Annotated in this window: 17 protein-coding genes and 1 tRNA gene; 10 read left to right on the forward strand and 8 right to left on the reverse strand. The window is 71.8% G+C overall.

Features of this window, described 5'->3' with window-relative positions; all coding sequences use genetic code 11:
• Positions 1–185: 185 nt before the first annotated feature.
• The 5 genes from ACFWGN_RS16275 to ACFWGN_RS16295 form a co-directional block, all read right to left on the reverse strand.
• Positions 186–383 carry a hypothetical protein gene (locus ACFWGN_RS16275; RefSeq protein WP_377618239.1) on the reverse strand — a complete coding sequence of 66 codons (198 nt, stop codon included), beginning with the start codon at positions 381–383 and terminating at the stop codon, positions 186–188.
• Positions 384–418: 35 nt separating this feature from the next.
• On the reverse strand, positions 419–721 hold the full coding sequence (locus ACFWGN_RS16280) for a hypothetical protein (protein WP_377618241.1): 303 nt from the start codon (positions 719–721) through the stop codon (positions 419–421).
• Positions 718–1590 (reverse strand): hypothetical protein, encoded by an 873-nt coding sequence (locus ACFWGN_RS16285; RefSeq protein ID WP_377618243.1) that lies wholly within the window; start codon positions 1588–1590, stop codon positions 718–720. Before ACFWGN_RS16285 ends, ACFWGN_RS16280 begins: the two co-directional genes overlap by 4 nt.
• A complete protein-coding gene (locus tag ACFWGN_RS16290) occupies positions 1587–1850 on the reverse strand; it encodes a helix-turn-helix domain-containing protein (RefSeq protein ID WP_377618245.1) in 264 nt (87 codons plus the stop codon). The genes ACFWGN_RS16285 and ACFWGN_RS16290 overlap by 4 nt, the downstream gene beginning before the upstream one ends.
• Before the next feature lie 76 nt (positions 1851–1926).
• On the reverse strand, positions 1927–2190 hold the full coding sequence (locus ACFWGN_RS16295; protein WP_377618247.1) for a helix-turn-helix domain-containing protein: 264 nt from the start codon (positions 2188–2190) through the stop codon (positions 1927–1929).
• Positions 2191–2286: 96 nt separating this feature from the next.
• On the opposite strand from ACFWGN_RS16295, the gene ACFWGN_RS16300 reads away from it, so the two are divergent.
• Positions 2287–2526, forward strand: coding sequence for a helix-turn-helix domain-containing protein (locus ACFWGN_RS16300; protein WP_377618249.1), 240 nt, complete (start codon positions 2287–2289; stop codon positions 2524–2526).
• Between the two features lie 383 nt (positions 2527–2909).
• The gene (locus tag ACFWGN_RS16305; protein WP_377618250.1) at positions 2910–3914 is read left to right on the forward strand and encodes a tyrosine-type recombinase/integrase; all 1005 of its coding nucleotides are present in this window, start codon (positions 2910–2912) and stop codon (positions 3912–3914) included.
• A gap of 72 nt (positions 3915–3986) precedes the next feature.
• On the opposite strand, the gene ACFWGN_RS16310 is transcribed toward ACFWGN_RS16305, so the two are convergent.
• Positions 3987–4058, reverse strand: a tRNA-Lys gene (locus ACFWGN_RS16310).
• 141 nt (positions 4059–4199) lie between these two features.
• Positions 4200–4805, reverse strand: a complete 606-nt coding sequence (locus ACFWGN_RS16315; protein ID WP_377618252.1) for a class I SAM-dependent methyltransferase — start codon at positions 4803–4805, stop codon at positions 4200–4202.
• Positions 4806–5051: 246 nt separating this feature from the next.
• Between ACFWGN_RS16315 and ACFWGN_RS16320 the strand changes: the two genes are divergently transcribed.
• The 6 genes from ACFWGN_RS16320 to ACFWGN_RS16345 all read left to right on the forward strand — a co-directional run bounded on the left by ACFWGN_RS16320 (position 5052) and on the right by ACFWGN_RS16345 (position 11337).
• Positions 5052–5336 carry a Fe-S cluster assembly protein HesB gene (locus tag ACFWGN_RS16320; protein WP_056649148.1) on the forward strand — a complete coding sequence of 95 codons (285 nt, stop codon included), beginning with the start codon at positions 5052–5054 and terminating at the stop codon, positions 5334–5336.
• Between the two features lie 303 nt (positions 5337–5639).
• Entirely contained in the window at positions 5640–6521 is an 882-nt protein-coding gene (locus ACFWGN_RS16325; protein WP_377618254.1) for a hypothetical protein, read from the forward strand.
• A 48-nt stretch (positions 6522–6569) separates the two neighbouring features.
• Positions 6570–7802, forward strand: coding sequence for a peptidoglycan-binding protein (locus ACFWGN_RS16330; protein ID WP_377618256.1), 1233 nt, complete (start codon positions 6570–6572; stop codon positions 7800–7802).
• Positions 7795–9744: an ATP-binding cassette domain-containing protein gene (locus ACFWGN_RS16335; RefSeq protein ID WP_377618258.1), complete on the forward strand. Its 1950-nt coding sequence runs from the start codon at positions 7795–7797 to the stop codon at positions 9742–9744. The genes ACFWGN_RS16330 and ACFWGN_RS16335 overlap by 8 nt, the downstream gene beginning before the upstream one ends.
• 1 nt (position 9745) lies before the next feature.
• Positions 9746–10369 (forward strand): RNA polymerase sigma factor, encoded by a 624-nt coding sequence (locus ACFWGN_RS16340; RefSeq protein WP_377618260.1) that lies wholly within the window; start codon positions 9746–9748, stop codon positions 10367–10369.
• Complete coding sequence (locus ACFWGN_RS16345) at positions 10366–11337, forward strand: CU044_5270 family protein (protein ID WP_377618262.1); 972 nt, start codon at positions 10366–10368, stop codon at positions 11335–11337. The genes ACFWGN_RS16340 and ACFWGN_RS16345 overlap by 4 nt, the downstream gene beginning before the upstream one ends.
• A 31-nt stretch (positions 11338–11368) precedes the next feature.
• Here ACFWGN_RS16345 and ACFWGN_RS16350 read toward each other — a convergent pair whose 3' ends face one another.
• The gene (locus ACFWGN_RS16350; protein ID WP_056649170.1) at positions 11369–12115 is read right to left on the reverse strand and encodes a M50 family metallopeptidase; all 747 of its coding nucleotides are present in this window, start codon (positions 12113–12115) and stop codon (positions 11369–11371) included.
• Positions 12116–12653: 538 nt separating this feature from the next.
• Between ACFWGN_RS16350 and ACFWGN_RS16355 the strand changes: the two genes are divergently transcribed.
• A complete protein-coding gene (locus ACFWGN_RS16355) occupies positions 12654–14090 on the forward strand; it encodes a DEAD/DEAH box helicase (protein ID WP_318244364.1) in 1437 nt (478 codons plus the stop codon).
• A gap of 176 nt (positions 14091–14266) precedes the next feature.
• The gene (msrB, locus tag ACFWGN_RS16360) at positions 14267–14716 is read left to right on the forward strand and encodes a peptide-methionine (R)-S-oxide reductase MsrB (protein ID WP_377618264.1); all 450 of its coding nucleotides are present in this window, start codon (positions 14267–14269) and stop codon (positions 14714–14716) included.
• The last annotated feature ends 15 nt before the right edge of the window (positions 14717–14731 follow it).

A 14731-nucleotide genomic window follows, 5' to 3' on the forward strand; every position in this document is an offset into this window, starting at 1 on the left:
GTCCGCGAGCAGCGGCCGGCACCTGGTCCAGCCCGTCGAGACGGCGTGCGAGGCACGAACACCGGCCGGGTCGAACTCCGGGTCGAGCGGCAGCTGCTTGCGTCTCGTGCCGGGCTTGATCCGGGTCGGGATGACCTGGACTAGGACCACAGGGCGCCCGCACGACCGGCAGGGCTGGGTGGTCTTCATGTCCGGCCACCGGCGCGCAGCAGCGGGTCGAGCTGCAGGCGCTCGATCCAGCCGGCCGCGGTGCGCGGCCGCGAGGGTCGGGGCGTGCCGACCTGGCGCATGACGACATCGACCGGCGCCGGGGCCGGGTGCACGCGGGTCACGAGCCCGTCGAGGGGGTCATACTTCGGGCGCTTGGGAAGGGGCGTGGGCACGGAGAACCTCCGGGGTGAGACAGCGAACGGGGGAGTCAGAGCACGGGTGTGGCCGGCAGCGGCTCGACCAGCACGACGTCGAGCGGGGCAAGCGTCACGACCTGGCCGCCGAGGTAGACCTCGAAGTGCGGGGCACCGACGTGCAGTCGCTCGGGGTGCACGGCACCGGTCGGGCAGCCGACCAGGCGGGCAGCGGGGCCGGTCCGGTAGACAGCGACGTCGGACAAGCGACCGGTGATCGCGGGTGAGTCGCCCACGGCCGGCACGACGACGCACTGCCCGACGAACGAGGAGTGCTGCAGGTAGGACGCCTCGACCTCCTCGAGGTCCCCGGTCACCGCCGGCCACCACGACGACGCGCCTGCGACCACTGTGCGGCGAGGCACGCGCCCACTGCGGCGAGGAGGATGACCCCGCCGGTGGCCACGTCGACCGGGCTGTTTGCGCCGCCGAAGACGTACGCGCTGATGACCGCGAGTGTCACCGCGATGCACGGCAGGACGTCCCACCGGGAACACCGGGCCAGCGGGGGCGCGGAGGTGAACGCAGCCTCGGGGGTCGCATCAGGCGTCGGCCCCGCAGTCGGCCAGAGGTCGATCGGGGCGTCGCGATCGTCCGAGCTGACGCGACCCGTGGAGGAGTCGACACGGGTCGCGTCAGCGGGTACCTCTACGATCGGCGACACCGCGACAGGCACTGCAATGCCTGTCGCACCAACCGAAGAGGAGACATCATGGTCACGCTCGACCGAGCGAAGGACATCCGCGACACCATCCGGGGCTACCTGTACGCGTCCCCGTCCGGGATAAGTCAGGTCCCCGAGATCGAGGGAGACGACCCGACCGGCCAGGTACGCAAGCTTCAGATCCAGGTCTTCGCCCTGACCGATGCGCTCGTGGACACCGTCGCCGTCGTCGACGACCTGCTTGCCCGCGTCGAGCACCTCGAGAGCCGTCGCCGTCGCTGGTAGCTGCCCGGACTCGTCGTCGGGCACGACTTCGAACTCGTCCGGTAGCAGCTGCCGGCTGTGACCGCTACGGTCCACGACTGTTGCGGACCGCAACTCACCGGTGGTGGCTCTCCTGTCCACGGCGACGACAGTGCCGATCTGACCGCCGCCCCAGTGCCAGCTCACATGCCTCAACCGCACGTGGGTACCGAGCCGGAGATCGTCCGGCTGCTCGGCGAGCGCCGTCGCGGGGCTCATGCGGACACCGGCCGGCGCGTGTCGAGCTCGACGACGTTCGATGCTGAGGCCTGGTGCTCGCACTTGGCGCCGTCTGCCCACGCTTCGAGGCAGGCGACGCGAATCTTCCAGCGTCCGCCCTTCGTGCGCTGGGCACCGTGCAGTTCGCCTGTGGCGAGTGCGGCGTAGACCGTGTCGGGGTGGCGGTCGGTGAGGAGTGCGGCCTCGACGGGGGTGACGCGGGCCGCGATCGTTGCGGCCGGGCTAGCGGGGTGGGGCACGGTATTGTCTCCTTTGCGTGTAGAGGCGCCCCGCCGGTCGGCTAAGAGAGGCGGGGCGCCGTTCTGCTATCTGCGTTCAGGCGGCAGGGGCCGTATGACCGTCAGAGGCCCGACGCTCGGCCTCCTGGAAGAGCCCGACGACGCTGACATTCAGCAGGTCTGCGATCGCCACCACCTCGGTGACTTTGAACGTGCTATCGGGGCTGCTGAGTCGCCTATGCAGGGTGACGAGGGGGATCCCCGTCTGCGCCGCGACCTTGCGCTGGGACTGGCCCGCGCCCTTCATCGCCGCTTTCACAGCCTCAGCCAGCCCCTCGTCGATGCGAGTGCTTGTCGTCATACGAGTCAGGTTAGTCTTCGTTTGGAACATGTGCAAGCGCCTTTCAGCATCCGTGTGTAGATGCTCTGTCGCCAAACGGATGCTAAACTACTCCGCGTGGAACGAACAGAAGAGGAGAAGTGGATAGCCGCGATTGCGGCGACCCTGCGCGCTGAGCGCGGAGTGGCCGGGCTCTCCCAGGCCGAGGTGTCCAGGCGAACGGGCATCGCCCGAACGTCCTACCGGTTCTACGAGGAAGGGGAACGCCAACCCGATGTACTGCAGCTAGCGGCAATCAGCGAGGCATTCGGCATGTCGCTCTCGCAGCTAATAGCTGAAGTAGTTCGTCGAGTCTGAACGTTCGCAGGGAGGCCCCCGGACCTGGGTCCGGGGGCCTTCTGCGTACCCTGACCTGGGAAGACGCTCTAGATCGGACACGATGCCGACGATGGCAGCGGGGTCTGACAGGGGTGTGTGACACGCATGTCGCGCCCCGCTCCCTGTTCCATCTGACACAGATGCGGGATCATCGAGGGCATGACCGAGCAGAGCGCCGACTGATGGCCTGGGTGCGTAGGCTCCCCTCCGGGAAGTACCAGGCGCGATACCGTGACGCCGGGGGCAAGGTTCGCTCCACCCCAGATGGCCCCTACACGCACAAGAAGGCTGCCGAACGCGCCGGCGAAACTGCGGAAGCGGCATCCCGGAAGCCGGGCTGGCGCGACCCAGAAGCCGGTCGCATGACGTGGGGTGCCTGGTGCGAGACCCACTGGTGGCCCTCCCGGACCGTCGAGGCATCCACGCTGCGAGCCGACGCGAACCGCCGTGACGTCCACGTCATGCCCCGGTGGCGCGACGTCCCCCTCACAGACATCACCCGCCATGACGTCAAGGCATGGGCCGCTGAGCTACGCACGTACACCGACAAGGATGGCGTCGAACGCACTCGCTCCGGGTCAACCGTCCAGCGAATCGTGCATCTGCTCTCGGCGTCGCTCGCCGCGGCCGTCGATGCCGAAGTCCTCACCAGCAACCCAGCGTCCCGGCTCAAGCTCGGCGGAGGAACCGCTTCCCATGAGCACTACCTCACGCGCGAGGAGTTCGACCGGGCACTCGAGCATCTCGACGGCGAGCACCGTGTCATGGCCCAGCTGCTCGCCGGCACGGGGATGAGGTGGGGCGAGGCAACCGGCCTGCACTGGGAGCGGGTCGACGCTCGTCGCGGGGTCGTCGAGATTGCCGAGGTGTGGGACGCCAAGGGTCGGCGCATGAAGCCCTACCCGAAGGGCAAGCGGCGGCGGCATGTGCCCCTGCCGGAATGGATCGACCTCGGCGCCGCAGGCGAAGAAGGGGCTTGCGGATATGAGCACACTGAGGGCCGCTGCCCGTCGCGGCTTGTGATCACCACACCTCGAGGCGCGGTGCTCGATGCGACCCAGTTCCGCACGGCCTGGAATGCCGCGTGCGCCGAGGCCGGCGTCGGGCATGTCCGCGTCCACGACCTCCGCCACAGCTACGCCTCATGGCTTCTGCAGGGCGACATCTCCCTCGCGAGGGTTGGGCGGCTCCTCGGGCACGTCTCATCAGTCACGACCCAGCGGTACGCACACCTCGATGAGACCCCCGCCGACGACATCCTCCACGCACTCGGAGCGCGCCGCGCGCCCGACCTTGAGCCCGAGCCTTTCGAGTCGCCCGCGAATGCCAAGCAGGGCCGGCGGGCCGGGCTCCGGGTCGTCAGGTGAGATTCTGCGCCTATTCTGCGCCTACGCCCCGTGTCGCAGCTGCGACACGGGGCGTTCTTGCAGGTCAGGCGGTGGGCCCCGTGGGACTCGAACCCACAACCTACGGATTAAAAGTCCGCAGCTCTGCCATTGAGCTAGAGGCCCGGGCACCGTGCGTCACCTCGCAGGAGGCGGCGCCAAGGCCCGCGGAGAGTCTACGCGCCGAGCCCCCGCACGCGGTGACGTGCCCGTGCGTGGTGGGTGGCGCCGTCGGGCACGCTGCGTGACGGGCGCGGAGTCCCCCGGTCAGCGCGGCGCGCGGGCGATCACGTCGAAGACGTGCCAGTGCTTGGGGCCGCTGAACGACGGGCCGTCCTCGTCCTCCTCGCGGAAGGCGAGGACGTCGAGGCCGTCGAGCAGCGCCTCGGCCTCCTCGCGTGTCAGGAAGGTCCCGTCGATCGTCCCGGCGAACGAGTCGTTCGCGCCGAACAGGTTCACGGCCAACCACGCACCCGGCCGCAGGGAGCGGCGGACCGCGGCCCAGACGCGCGGGAAGTCCTGTGGCGACGCGTACGGGAGGGCGTACCCCGAGTACAGGAGGTCGGTGGGCGGCAGGTCGGTCAGCTCTGCGAACGGTACGACGGCGACGCTCAGCCTCGTCTCCTCCTCGCCGCCCGTGGTGGTGCGGACGAGCTGGGGAGTCGTGGGGTCGCCGTCGAGCGCATGGACGCGCCACCCGGCGCCCAGCAGCGCGGCGGTCTCGACGCCTGCGCCGCAGCCGAGGTCGACCGCCTGCCGGCCCGCGCCCGGGCCCGCGAGGGACAGGACCTCCTGGCAGAGCTCGCGCGCGGCACGGCCGGGCTGCGCGGCGTTGTAGTCGGCCCAGTGGTCGGGGGAGTGGAGAGCGGTCACGCAGCCATGCTCCCACCGACCTCCGTGCTCACCGGTGGCGACCCCACGCCCCCGCGTGCGCGGACCCTAACCCGAGCCCGGCGCACCTGTCGCGCCCGATCCCACTGGGTGAGAGACACGCCGCGGATCGGCCCGCGACCTTGCGATCGCGGCCGATCCTTGTTTGGTTGGAGGCAACCGAAAGGCGCACGTCGGGGATCGTCGCAAGGCGTCCCGTGCGTCCCCAGGCAACCGAGAGGAGCTCTCATGCTCACCCTGACCGACAACGCCCGCGATGCAGTCCAGGACCTCACCACGCGGGCCGGAGTGCCCGACGGTGGCGGCCTCCGGATCGCCGAGTCGGCGCCGCAGTCCGGCGACTTCGAGCTGGCCCTCGTCCCGAGCCCGCTGCCCGACGACACGGTCGTCGAGAGCGGAGACGCACGCGTCTTCGTCGAGCCGACCACCTCGATCGCGCTCGCGAACCTCACCCTGGACACCGATCCTCGTGCGACCGAGGGACCCGGGTTCGTCCTCACGCCGCAGGCCTGACCGGCCCGGCACCACCTGCGGGGTATGACCGCCCGCACCAGCGCTCGACCGGCTGCGCGGCCCGCCCGTCCCGGGAGCCGACCCCCTCCTCCTCGGAAGGTTCCCGGCCCGGCAGGGCTACGCACCCGATCACCTCGACGGGCCGTCCGCGCACAGCGGGTGGCCCGTCGTCGTGTGCGCTCTCTCGTCACGACGTCCGACGGCGACCCCGCCGTCGAGCCTGATCGACCCACGGGCCCGGGTCGCGCAGGAAGATCCGATCCCAGGTGTTGCACCTCGCGCCCCGCGAGCCATGTGCAGGGTATGAGAACCACTGCTCGTCTCGTGCGACCTCGTGCACTGATCGCCGGGCTCCTCGTGACCGCTGCCCTCGCGGGCTGTTCCGCTGCCGGTGCGGCCGACGGGCCGGAGCCCGGAAGGGGACACTCGGACTACGGCTACGACGAGTCGACGGCGACGCTCACCCCCGTGTACGAGCTGGTCCCCCAGTTCAACGACCCGCGGGACGGGTACGCCCGCGACCTCCTCGCCCAGGAGTGCCTGCAGGGCGTCGTCGAGTACCGTCCGTCGGAACCCGGGGGCGAGCCCACGCTGGTCGACGCGCGCACGGGCCAGGCGCGCTTCGACGAGCAGGTCGCGCAGCAGTGGGGGTACCCGCACCTGCGGTCCGAGTCTGCGCCCAACAGCGGGGTACCGGACGGCGTGGAGATCACCTCCGCGATGCAGGACGCGATGATCGCGTGCGGGCAGAGGACCGACGAACGGCTGGGGGCCGTCCCGTCCCGCTACCTGAGCACGGTCGAGGCAGCGGGCTGGGAGGCGGTCGACGGGAACGCGCGGGTCCAGGAAGCGATCCAGGCGTGGCGGACGTGCATGGAGCCGGCAGGGGTCGTCGACCTGCCGGAGCGCCCGGTGGACATGCCGTCGGAGTCGGTGACCGGTCCGATCGGCGACGCCGACGGGATGCTCGCGGACACGGCGGTCCCGTTGTCGGACCGTGAGCGCGAGGTGGCCGTGATCGATGCGCGCTGCCGGGCAGGGGGGTACGACGAGGCGGTGTTCCACGCCCGGGTCGAGGGCGAGCTCGCCGCGATCGGACGGGACGTCGAGGGGTTCGAGGCGACCCGGAACGACTACCTCGAGTACCAGAAGCGCATCGACGCCGTCATCAACGAGCTGGGCTGATCGGGCGATGGGACGGACGGTGCCCTCGGGCAGACCGGTGAGAGAAGCATGAAGCGCCTCGTGCTCGCCGTCGTGGCGATCGTCGCCGTCGGGGTCGGTGCGTGGCTGCTCGCGGTCGGGATGGAGTCGCCTCAGCAGGCGGCGGCCCGCGCCGAGCCGCCGGCACCCGAGCCCGTGGTCGTCGCGCTGGACCGTGGGTACCTGAACGGTCCGGTGTCGATGACCGTCGAGGCTCAGAACCAGCAGAGCGTCGTCATCACACCTCCGGCCGCGCTGACAGGTGTGGTGACGTCCGTCGACCGGTCTGCCGGCGACACGCTGTCGCCGGGGTCGGTCCCGTTCCGCGTGAACGGGAGACCGGTCTTCGTCCTCGAAGGGGCCTTCGCGCTCTACCGCGACATCCGTCCCGGGGACGAGGGCGACGACGTCCTGGCCCTGCAGAAGGGGTTGCTGGCCGCAGGGTATGCACTGGGCCGGCCCGACGGGAAGTACGGCCCGCGGACCCAGGCGGCCGTGCGGTCCATGTACCTGTCGGCCGGCTACGCGGCGCCCGAGGTCGCCTTCGGGACTCTCGGCGCCGCGGCTGCGCCCTCGCCCGGAGCGAGTGCTCCGGAGACGGCGGCCCCGGGCGCCGCGGCGCCGTCGGACGGGACGACGGTCCCGGCGGCCGGTCCGGGGGCTGCGGCCACCGCGAAGGGCCCCGGGGTCCTGCAGTCCGAGGTGCTGACGGTGCCTCGGCTGCCGGCCGTCGTCGAGGGGATCACGACGGTGGGCACCGGCATCGCCGCCGACACGGGCCTCCTGACCCTCGGGACGGGGCAGGTCGTGCTCACGTCGACGCTGCCCCAGGGATCGGTCGGAGCGCTCGCGGTGGACGCCGCCGCTCGGTTCACGGACGATTCGGGCGCAGACGCCAAGGCACGCGTGACGGCGCTGGAGCCGACGGAGACGGGTGAGGTCACCGTCAGCCTGCTCACCGACGGCGTCGTCCGTGCGGGCTCCTCCTACGTCCTGACGATCGACAACCCGGCAGCGGAGGACGGGGAGAGGCTGCTCGCGCCCGTGTCGGCGGTCGTGACCCGCGCCGGGCGGACGTACGTGTACGTGCGCGAGGGGACCGAGTTTCGCGAGGTGGCGGTCGAGGTCGAGGTGACCGTGGGCGGGGTCGCGGCGATCGTCGCGGCCGACGCCGACAGCGGTGCCGACGCCGATGCCGACGAGGACCGCGACGGCGATGCCGGTGTCGTGCTGGGTGAGGGGACGGAGGTGCGGGTTGGTTGACGTCGTGCTCGAGAAGGAGATGCCCGGTCCGACCGAGGACGTGGGTCGCCCGCTGATCGAGCTGCGGGGGATCACCCGCAGGTACGGGAACGGGACGACGGCGCTGGCCGGCGTCGACCTCGTCATCGGCCCCGGGGAACGCGTTGCCGTCGTCGGACGCTCCGGCAGCGGGAAGAGCACGTTGCTGAACGTGCTGGGCCTGCTCGACGCCCCCGACGAGGGGGAGGTGCTCATCGACGGGCACCCCGTCGAGGCCGCGCAGGACCGGGTAAGGGCGGAGTGGCGGTCCTCGGAGCTGGGGTTCGTCTTCCAGCGGTCACACCTGATCCCCGCGCTGAGCGTGCGCGAGAACGTCCTGCTCGGGCTGCGCTACTCGAACGCCTCGCTCGACCACGCCGACCAGGTCGTCACCGACTCGCTGCGCGCGGTGGGGCTCGAGCACAAGGAGCAGGCGCTGGCCCGGACGTTGTCGGGCGGGGAGATGCAGCGGGTCGCGATCGCACGGACCCTCGCCCGCCCGGCCCGCCTGTGGCTGGCCGACGAGCCGACCGGGAACCTCGACTCGGCCCAGTCGCTCGAGATCATCGAGGAGCTCAAGCGTCGCGCCGCGGAGCGTGGGGCGGCGCTCGTCGTGGTCACGCACGAGCCCGACGTCGCTGCGCGGCTCGACCGTGTCGTCACCCTGCGTGACGGCCTCGTCGTGGCCGACAGCGCCCACGCCACGACTCCGGCCCACGGGCCGGACCAGGACCGGGGAGACCTGCCGACGCGTGATCGCAGGCCGCGGACCCGGCTCACCGCGCGCCTCGCGCGCACCCTGCGGTTCGTGGCGCAGGGCATCACGTCCAACGCCGGGCGGACCGCGAGCGGCACCCTCGCGTCCGCGGTCGCGGTCGCCCTGGCCGTCACGGCGCTGGGGCTCGCGCAGAGCGCGTCAGGACAGGTGACCGAGCTCTTCGACGCGCAACGGGCGACGCAGGTCACCGCGGCGCTGGCCGCGGACGGGACCTCCGATGCCCGATGGCCCGTCCGGGTGGACACCGTCGCCGAGTTCCCGGGCGTGACCGGGGTCGAGCACTGGCGGTATCGCACGGGGGTCCCCGTCGCGAACGGAGCGCTCGCGGCCCTGACGGTCGATCTCGTGGAGGTCGACGAGGCCCCGGGGGCGATCACCGACACCGCCGTGACATGGGCTCCCGGGGACGACCGCGTCCTTGCCGAGGGCGAGGTGCTGCTGGGTGCGGACCTCGCCCGACGGCTCGGCGTCGCACAGCTGGACGTGAGCCCCGAGATCACGGTCCAGGGCGCCCCGCTCCGGGTCGTCGGGCTGGTCACCGCGTCGAGGTCCGGCACGGCGACCGGATCGGCCTTCGTCGGCCCGGGGGCGACCGGCGACCTGGCGGCGTCGCTCTCGAGCGAGCTGTTCGTCGAGACGGTCCCGGGCGCGGCGCGGAACGTCGCAGACCGCCTTCACGACCTGGCCGACCCGTTCCAGACCACCCGGATGACCATCCACCCGGTGCTCGAGCCGAACGCGTTCCGCGGAGAGCTCCAGGACAGCGTCTCGGCCTCCCTGCAGGTGCTCGCCGTCGTGGCCGCGCTCGCAGGGTTGGTCGGTGTCGTCTTCGTCAATCTCCTGAGCGTGAGCTCTCGCACGGCCGAGCTCGGCGTGCGACGGGCGTTCGGCGCGCGACGGGGCGAGCTCGTCACGCTCGTCGTGGGCGAGTGCACCGCGCTCGCCGTCCTCGGCGCGGTCGTCGGCCTCGCCGTCGGTTTCGTGGCGATCATGGTGGTGACCGCGGCCGCCCGGTGGCAGCCGATGTTCGACGAGCGCCTCCTGCTCGTCCCCCTCGCCGGTGCGCTCGTCTTCGGGCTCCTCGGCGGACTACCACCCGCGATCGCCGCCGGAAGGATCGAGCCCGCCGATGCCGTACGGTCCTGACGTGAGCCGCGACAGCGCCGTCGAAGCGGCCTTCGCCGGCATGTACCGAGAGACCTACCCGCACGTCCTGGCCTACCTCCGCCGGCGGGTCGACGACGACGCGGAGGACCTCGCGTCGGAGGTCTATGCCGTGGCGTGGCGCAGCTGGGGTCGCGTCCCGGCCGACGAGATGCGGCCCTGGCTGTTCGGGGTGGCCCGCAACATCCTGGCGAACGGGCACCGTGCCACGGTCCGGCGACGGCGCCTCGAGCTCCGGGTGAGCGGCGAGCGTGCGCCGGTGGCCGACGACGGGGCGCTCGCGGACATGTCGATCGACCTCCGCCGCGCCTGGGCGCTCCTCGACGACACGGACCGAGACGTCCTCGCGCTCGTCTCCTGGGACGGGCTCACCTCGGCCGAGGCCGCTCGGGTGCTGGGCTGCTCGCGCGCCGCGTTCTCGATGCGCCTCACCCGAGCACGCCGACGCCTGCGACGGTCGCTCGACGCCGTCGAGCACGAGCCCGCCTCGAGCTCGCGGTCCGCCACCGAGGTGCGGCCCGCCCCGGACGCGAGGTCGGACCCCGATCTGCGGCCTCGCCAGGACGGTCGCTCGATGCCCACGCTCACCGAAGGGAGCACGCCATGAAAGGCCCCATGGACGACCCGGTCCTGCTGCAGCTCGCGGCCGCGAACCCGGTCCACGTCGTCCCCCTGACCCCGGAGGAGTCGGCTCGGTCGGAAGCGGCCCTGCACCGGATCGTGACGACCCCGCACCAGGACCGGCGACGTCGGCCCGCGTCGATGCTGCGCCGATGGGCGACCGTCGTCGCGGCCCTGCTCACGTCCGTCGCGGTGGCCCTGTTCGCGACGGCGCCCGCCTCTGCGGAACAGGTGCTGCTGGAGGCGGGGGAGAACGCCGCCAAGCAGCCGCCGCCGAGCGGGCAGTACCTGTACATGCGCTCTCAGGTGGAGGACCCGTACTCGTTCCCCTACGAACGCGAGATCTGGTTGTCGAGGGACGACACGGTGCTCCGTGACGAGTCGGACGTCTCCTTCCTGGCCTTCTACGACGGCAAGGACGGTTTCGACCCGAGCCTCGCGCGGGTCATGGACCTCGACGACGACGGCGAGATGTCCACGTTCGGGAACGGTGAGTCGATCACGTGGGACGAGCTGGCCGAGCTGCCCACCGAGCCCCGGGCGCTCGAGCGGCGCCTCTCCGAGGGGCTCTCGCCCTCGGGTCACGGAGACGAGTGGGACCTGTGGACGCAGGTGGTGGGTCTCCTGCGCGAGAGCCCGGCCTCTCCTGACCTCCGCCGAGCGCTCTGGCAGGTCCTCGCCGCCGCCCCGGGCACCGAGCTGCTCGGGGCGATGACGGACTCGGCCGGTCGTCCGGTGACGGGCATCGAAGCGGACTTCATGCAGGAGATCGGTCAGCGCGAGGTGCTGCTCATCGACCCGAGCGACGGCACGCTGCTCGAGGTGCGGACCATCGATGCCGACGGCACTCTCGCCTACCGCGCGACCATGCTCGAGCGGGGCTACCGGGACGTCGCCCCGGAAGCGGACCCACCTCGTTGCGGCCCCGGTTCGGTCCCGTACATCTCGTGCTGATGACGGCCCGGGGCCGCGCGTGCCCGACCGCTCACGCCCCGACGGGCGACACGATCCAGTAGCCGCCCAGCGCGGCGGCGCCGACCGTCACGAGCAGGAAGACCCCGACCCACACGATCCCCGGGATGCCGGTGAGGCGTGCGAGCATGTCGGCGTCGGACTGGCGGGCCTTGCCGCGGCTGCGCGAGACCTGCAGCTCGAGGACGGGGCGGACGGCCCCCAGCAGCAGGAACCACGTGACGGCGTACGCGACCGCGCTCTGCACGGGCGGGGTCGCGGCCCAGGACACGAGCACGAGCGCGACGCCGCTCACGAGCACGGACCACAGCCCGAACCAGTTGCGGATCTGCAGCAGCATGAGGGTCAGCAGCAGCACGAGGAGCCACAGCAGTCCGACGGCGTAGCCAGCCCTGAGCAGCGCGGCCGCCCCGAGGCCCACGAGGCCCGGGCCGACGTACCCCATGAAGGCCGTGAGGACCATGCCGAACCCGCGCGGCTTGCCGTACGAGACCGTGAGGCCCGACGTGTCGGAGTGCAGGCGGATGCCGCTCAGCCGCCGACCCGTGAGGAGTGCCGCCAGGGCGTGGGCGCCCTCGTGCGCGATCGTCACGACGTGCCGCGCGACGCGCCACACGGGCGTGAAGACCACGACGATCAGGGCCGCGAGCGACATCGACAGCACGATCGCGGAGGCCGGCGCGGGCACCGGCGTGGTGGCGGCCGACCAGATCTGACCGATGACGTCGCCCACTGAGCTCATGAAGTCCACGGGCGACATTCCACCACGGTCACATGTGCGGTGGGTGAGGGGTTCGGGCGGGCCACGGGGGAGGTGAGAGTCCGGTGAGGGATGTGGAGACGTCGATCACCATCGACGCACGCACGCCCCAGTCATGAGAGAGTGGGGACCGTGGCTGCGCATCTCTGCGCGCCCAGCGTCGTGGAGTTCCCTGGATTTCTTGCGGCGAACCCCGACCCTACGCCCGAGAGGCAAACCCTTGAACAACCCCATTCGTGCTGCCGTGCGCCCGAACGCCGCAGCCCCCCGCACCAACCAGTCGCAGGGACAGCAGTCCCGCGACACCAACCGCCCGGCTCGCGACGACCGGGCCCGCCCGGCCCGCGACGAGCGTGACGGCCGCGACTCGCGTCCCTCCAAGGTGACCCGCGACGGTCGCCCCGTCCGTGAGCGCGACTCGCGCGACGGCCGCGGCGCCGGCCAGGGCCGCCCCGCGGGCGCCAACCGTGAGCAGCGCGCTCCTCGTGAGCAGCGCGAGCAGCGTCCCGCCCCCGTCCGCTCGTCGGTCCCGACCGTCGTGCCCGAGGGCCTGACGTTCGCCGACTTCGCGATCCCCACCACGGTGGTCCGCGAGCTCAGCAGCCAGGGCATCGAGTCGCCCTTCCCCATCCAGGTCGCCTCGCTCCCGGACACGCTCAAGGGCCGCGACGTCCTGGGCCGTGGCCGCACGGGCTCGGGCAAGACCCTCGCGTTCTCGCTGCCGGTCGTCACGCGCCTGTCCCAGTCGGACACGCGTCGCGCCGCCCGTCGCCCCCGCGCACTGGTCCTGTGCCCCACGCGTGAGCTCGCGAACCAGATCAACGCCACGATGGAGCCGCTCGCGAAGGCCCTGGGCCTGAACACGACGACCATCTTCGGTGGCGTCGCGCAGAGCCGCCAGGTCAGCGCCCTCAACGCGGGCGTCGACATCGTCATCGCCTGCCCGGGCCGCCTCGAGGACCTGCTCAACCAGCGCGTCCTGTCGCTCGACGGCATCGAGATCACGGTCCTCGACGAGGCCGACCACATGGCCGACCTGGGCTTCCTGCCCGGCGTCAAGCGCATCATGGACAAGACCCCGACGCGCGGCCAGCGCCTGCTGTTCTCGGCGACGCTCGACAACGGCGTGGACCAGCTCGTCAAGCGCTACCTGAGCAACCCGGTGAGCCACTCGGTGGACTCGGCCGAGTCGCCCGTCTCCAACATGACGCACCACATCTTCGCGGTCCGTGACGCGGACGCGAAGAAGGACGTCGTGCAGCAGCTCGCGTCGGGCACGGGCCGTCGTGTCCTGTTCACGCGCACCAAGCACCAGGCCAAGAAGCTCGCGAAGCAGCTCACGGCGCAGGGCATCCCGTCGGTCGACCTGCACGGCAACCTCGGTCAGGGGGCGCGCGAGCGCAACCTCGAGGCGTTCTCGAACGGTTCGGTCCGCGTGCTCGTCGCGACGGACATCGCGGCGCGCGGCATCCACGTCGACGAGATCGAGCTGGTCGTCCACGTCGACCCGCCGGCCGAGCACAAGGCGTACCTCCACCGCTCGGGCCGTACGGCCCGCGCCGGTTCCGAGGGCGTCGTCGTGACCGTCATGCTCCCCGAGCAGCGCAGCGACGTGAAGGACCTGACCCGCAAGGCGAAGATCACGGCGCAGCCGCAGTCGGTCGCCCCGGGTGACGCGGCGATCACGTCGCTCGTCGGCGAGGTCGCCGAGTACGTGCGCCCCGCGGACATCACGCCGCCGCAGACGCAGGCCCGTCGTGGCACGCCGTCGCGCAACGGTGGGACGCGTGCGACGCGCACGGCGGCCCCGGCCAAGTCCGCAGGCCCGACGGCGCAGCGCGCCCAGGGTGGGCGCGGCCAGTCGGCGCAGGGCGGTGAGGGCGGCGCTGGTGCGCAGGCTCGTCGTCGTGGAGGCCGCGGTCGCGCGCAGCGCGGTGGCGGCTCGGCGACGGTGTACTCGTCGTCGTCGTACTGATCCTTCGTCAGCCGGCCCGACGGGAGCCTCCCGCCGGACGCAGGTGAACGACCCAGCAGGGCCCCGGCGGTGATCTTCGGATCGCCGCCGGGGCCTTCTGCGTCCGGGGACCGGGCTCGTCGCGCCACCGGGAACACCTGCAGTCCGGCGACGGTTGTCGCTGTCGGAGGTGGAGCATGACCAACGAGACCCACGACACGACCAGCAGCCTGTTCTCGCAGAAGGTGTACCCGGTCGCCAAGCCCGAGGCCCAGTGGCGCGAGGAGCTGGCCCCCGACGAGTACGCGGTGCTGCGACAGGCCGGCACCGAACGCCCCTGGACGGGTGAGCTCCTGGACGAGAAGCGCGAGGGCATCTACCGGTGCCGGGCGTGCGGCCACGAGCTGTTCCGTTCGGACACCAAGTTCGACTCGCACTGCGGGTGGCCGAGCTTCTACGCGCCCAAGGAGTCGGACGCGGTCGAGCTCATCCAGGACCGGAGCCACGGCATGGTCCGCACCGAGGTGAGGTGCGCGAACTGCGGTTCGCACCTGGGGCACGTGTTCGACGACGCGCCCCAGACCCCGACGGGCGACCGGTTCTGCATGAACAGCCTCAGCCTGACGTTCGAGGACGTCGAGGCCTGAGCCGTCCCGGCAGCC

Origin of the sequence: Oerskovia sp. NPDC060338 (genome assembly GCF_042726295.1) — a bacterium.
GTDB classification, from domain to species: Bacteria; Actinomycetota; Actinomycetes; order Actinomycetales; family Cellulomonadaceae; genus Oerskovia; species Oerskovia merdavium.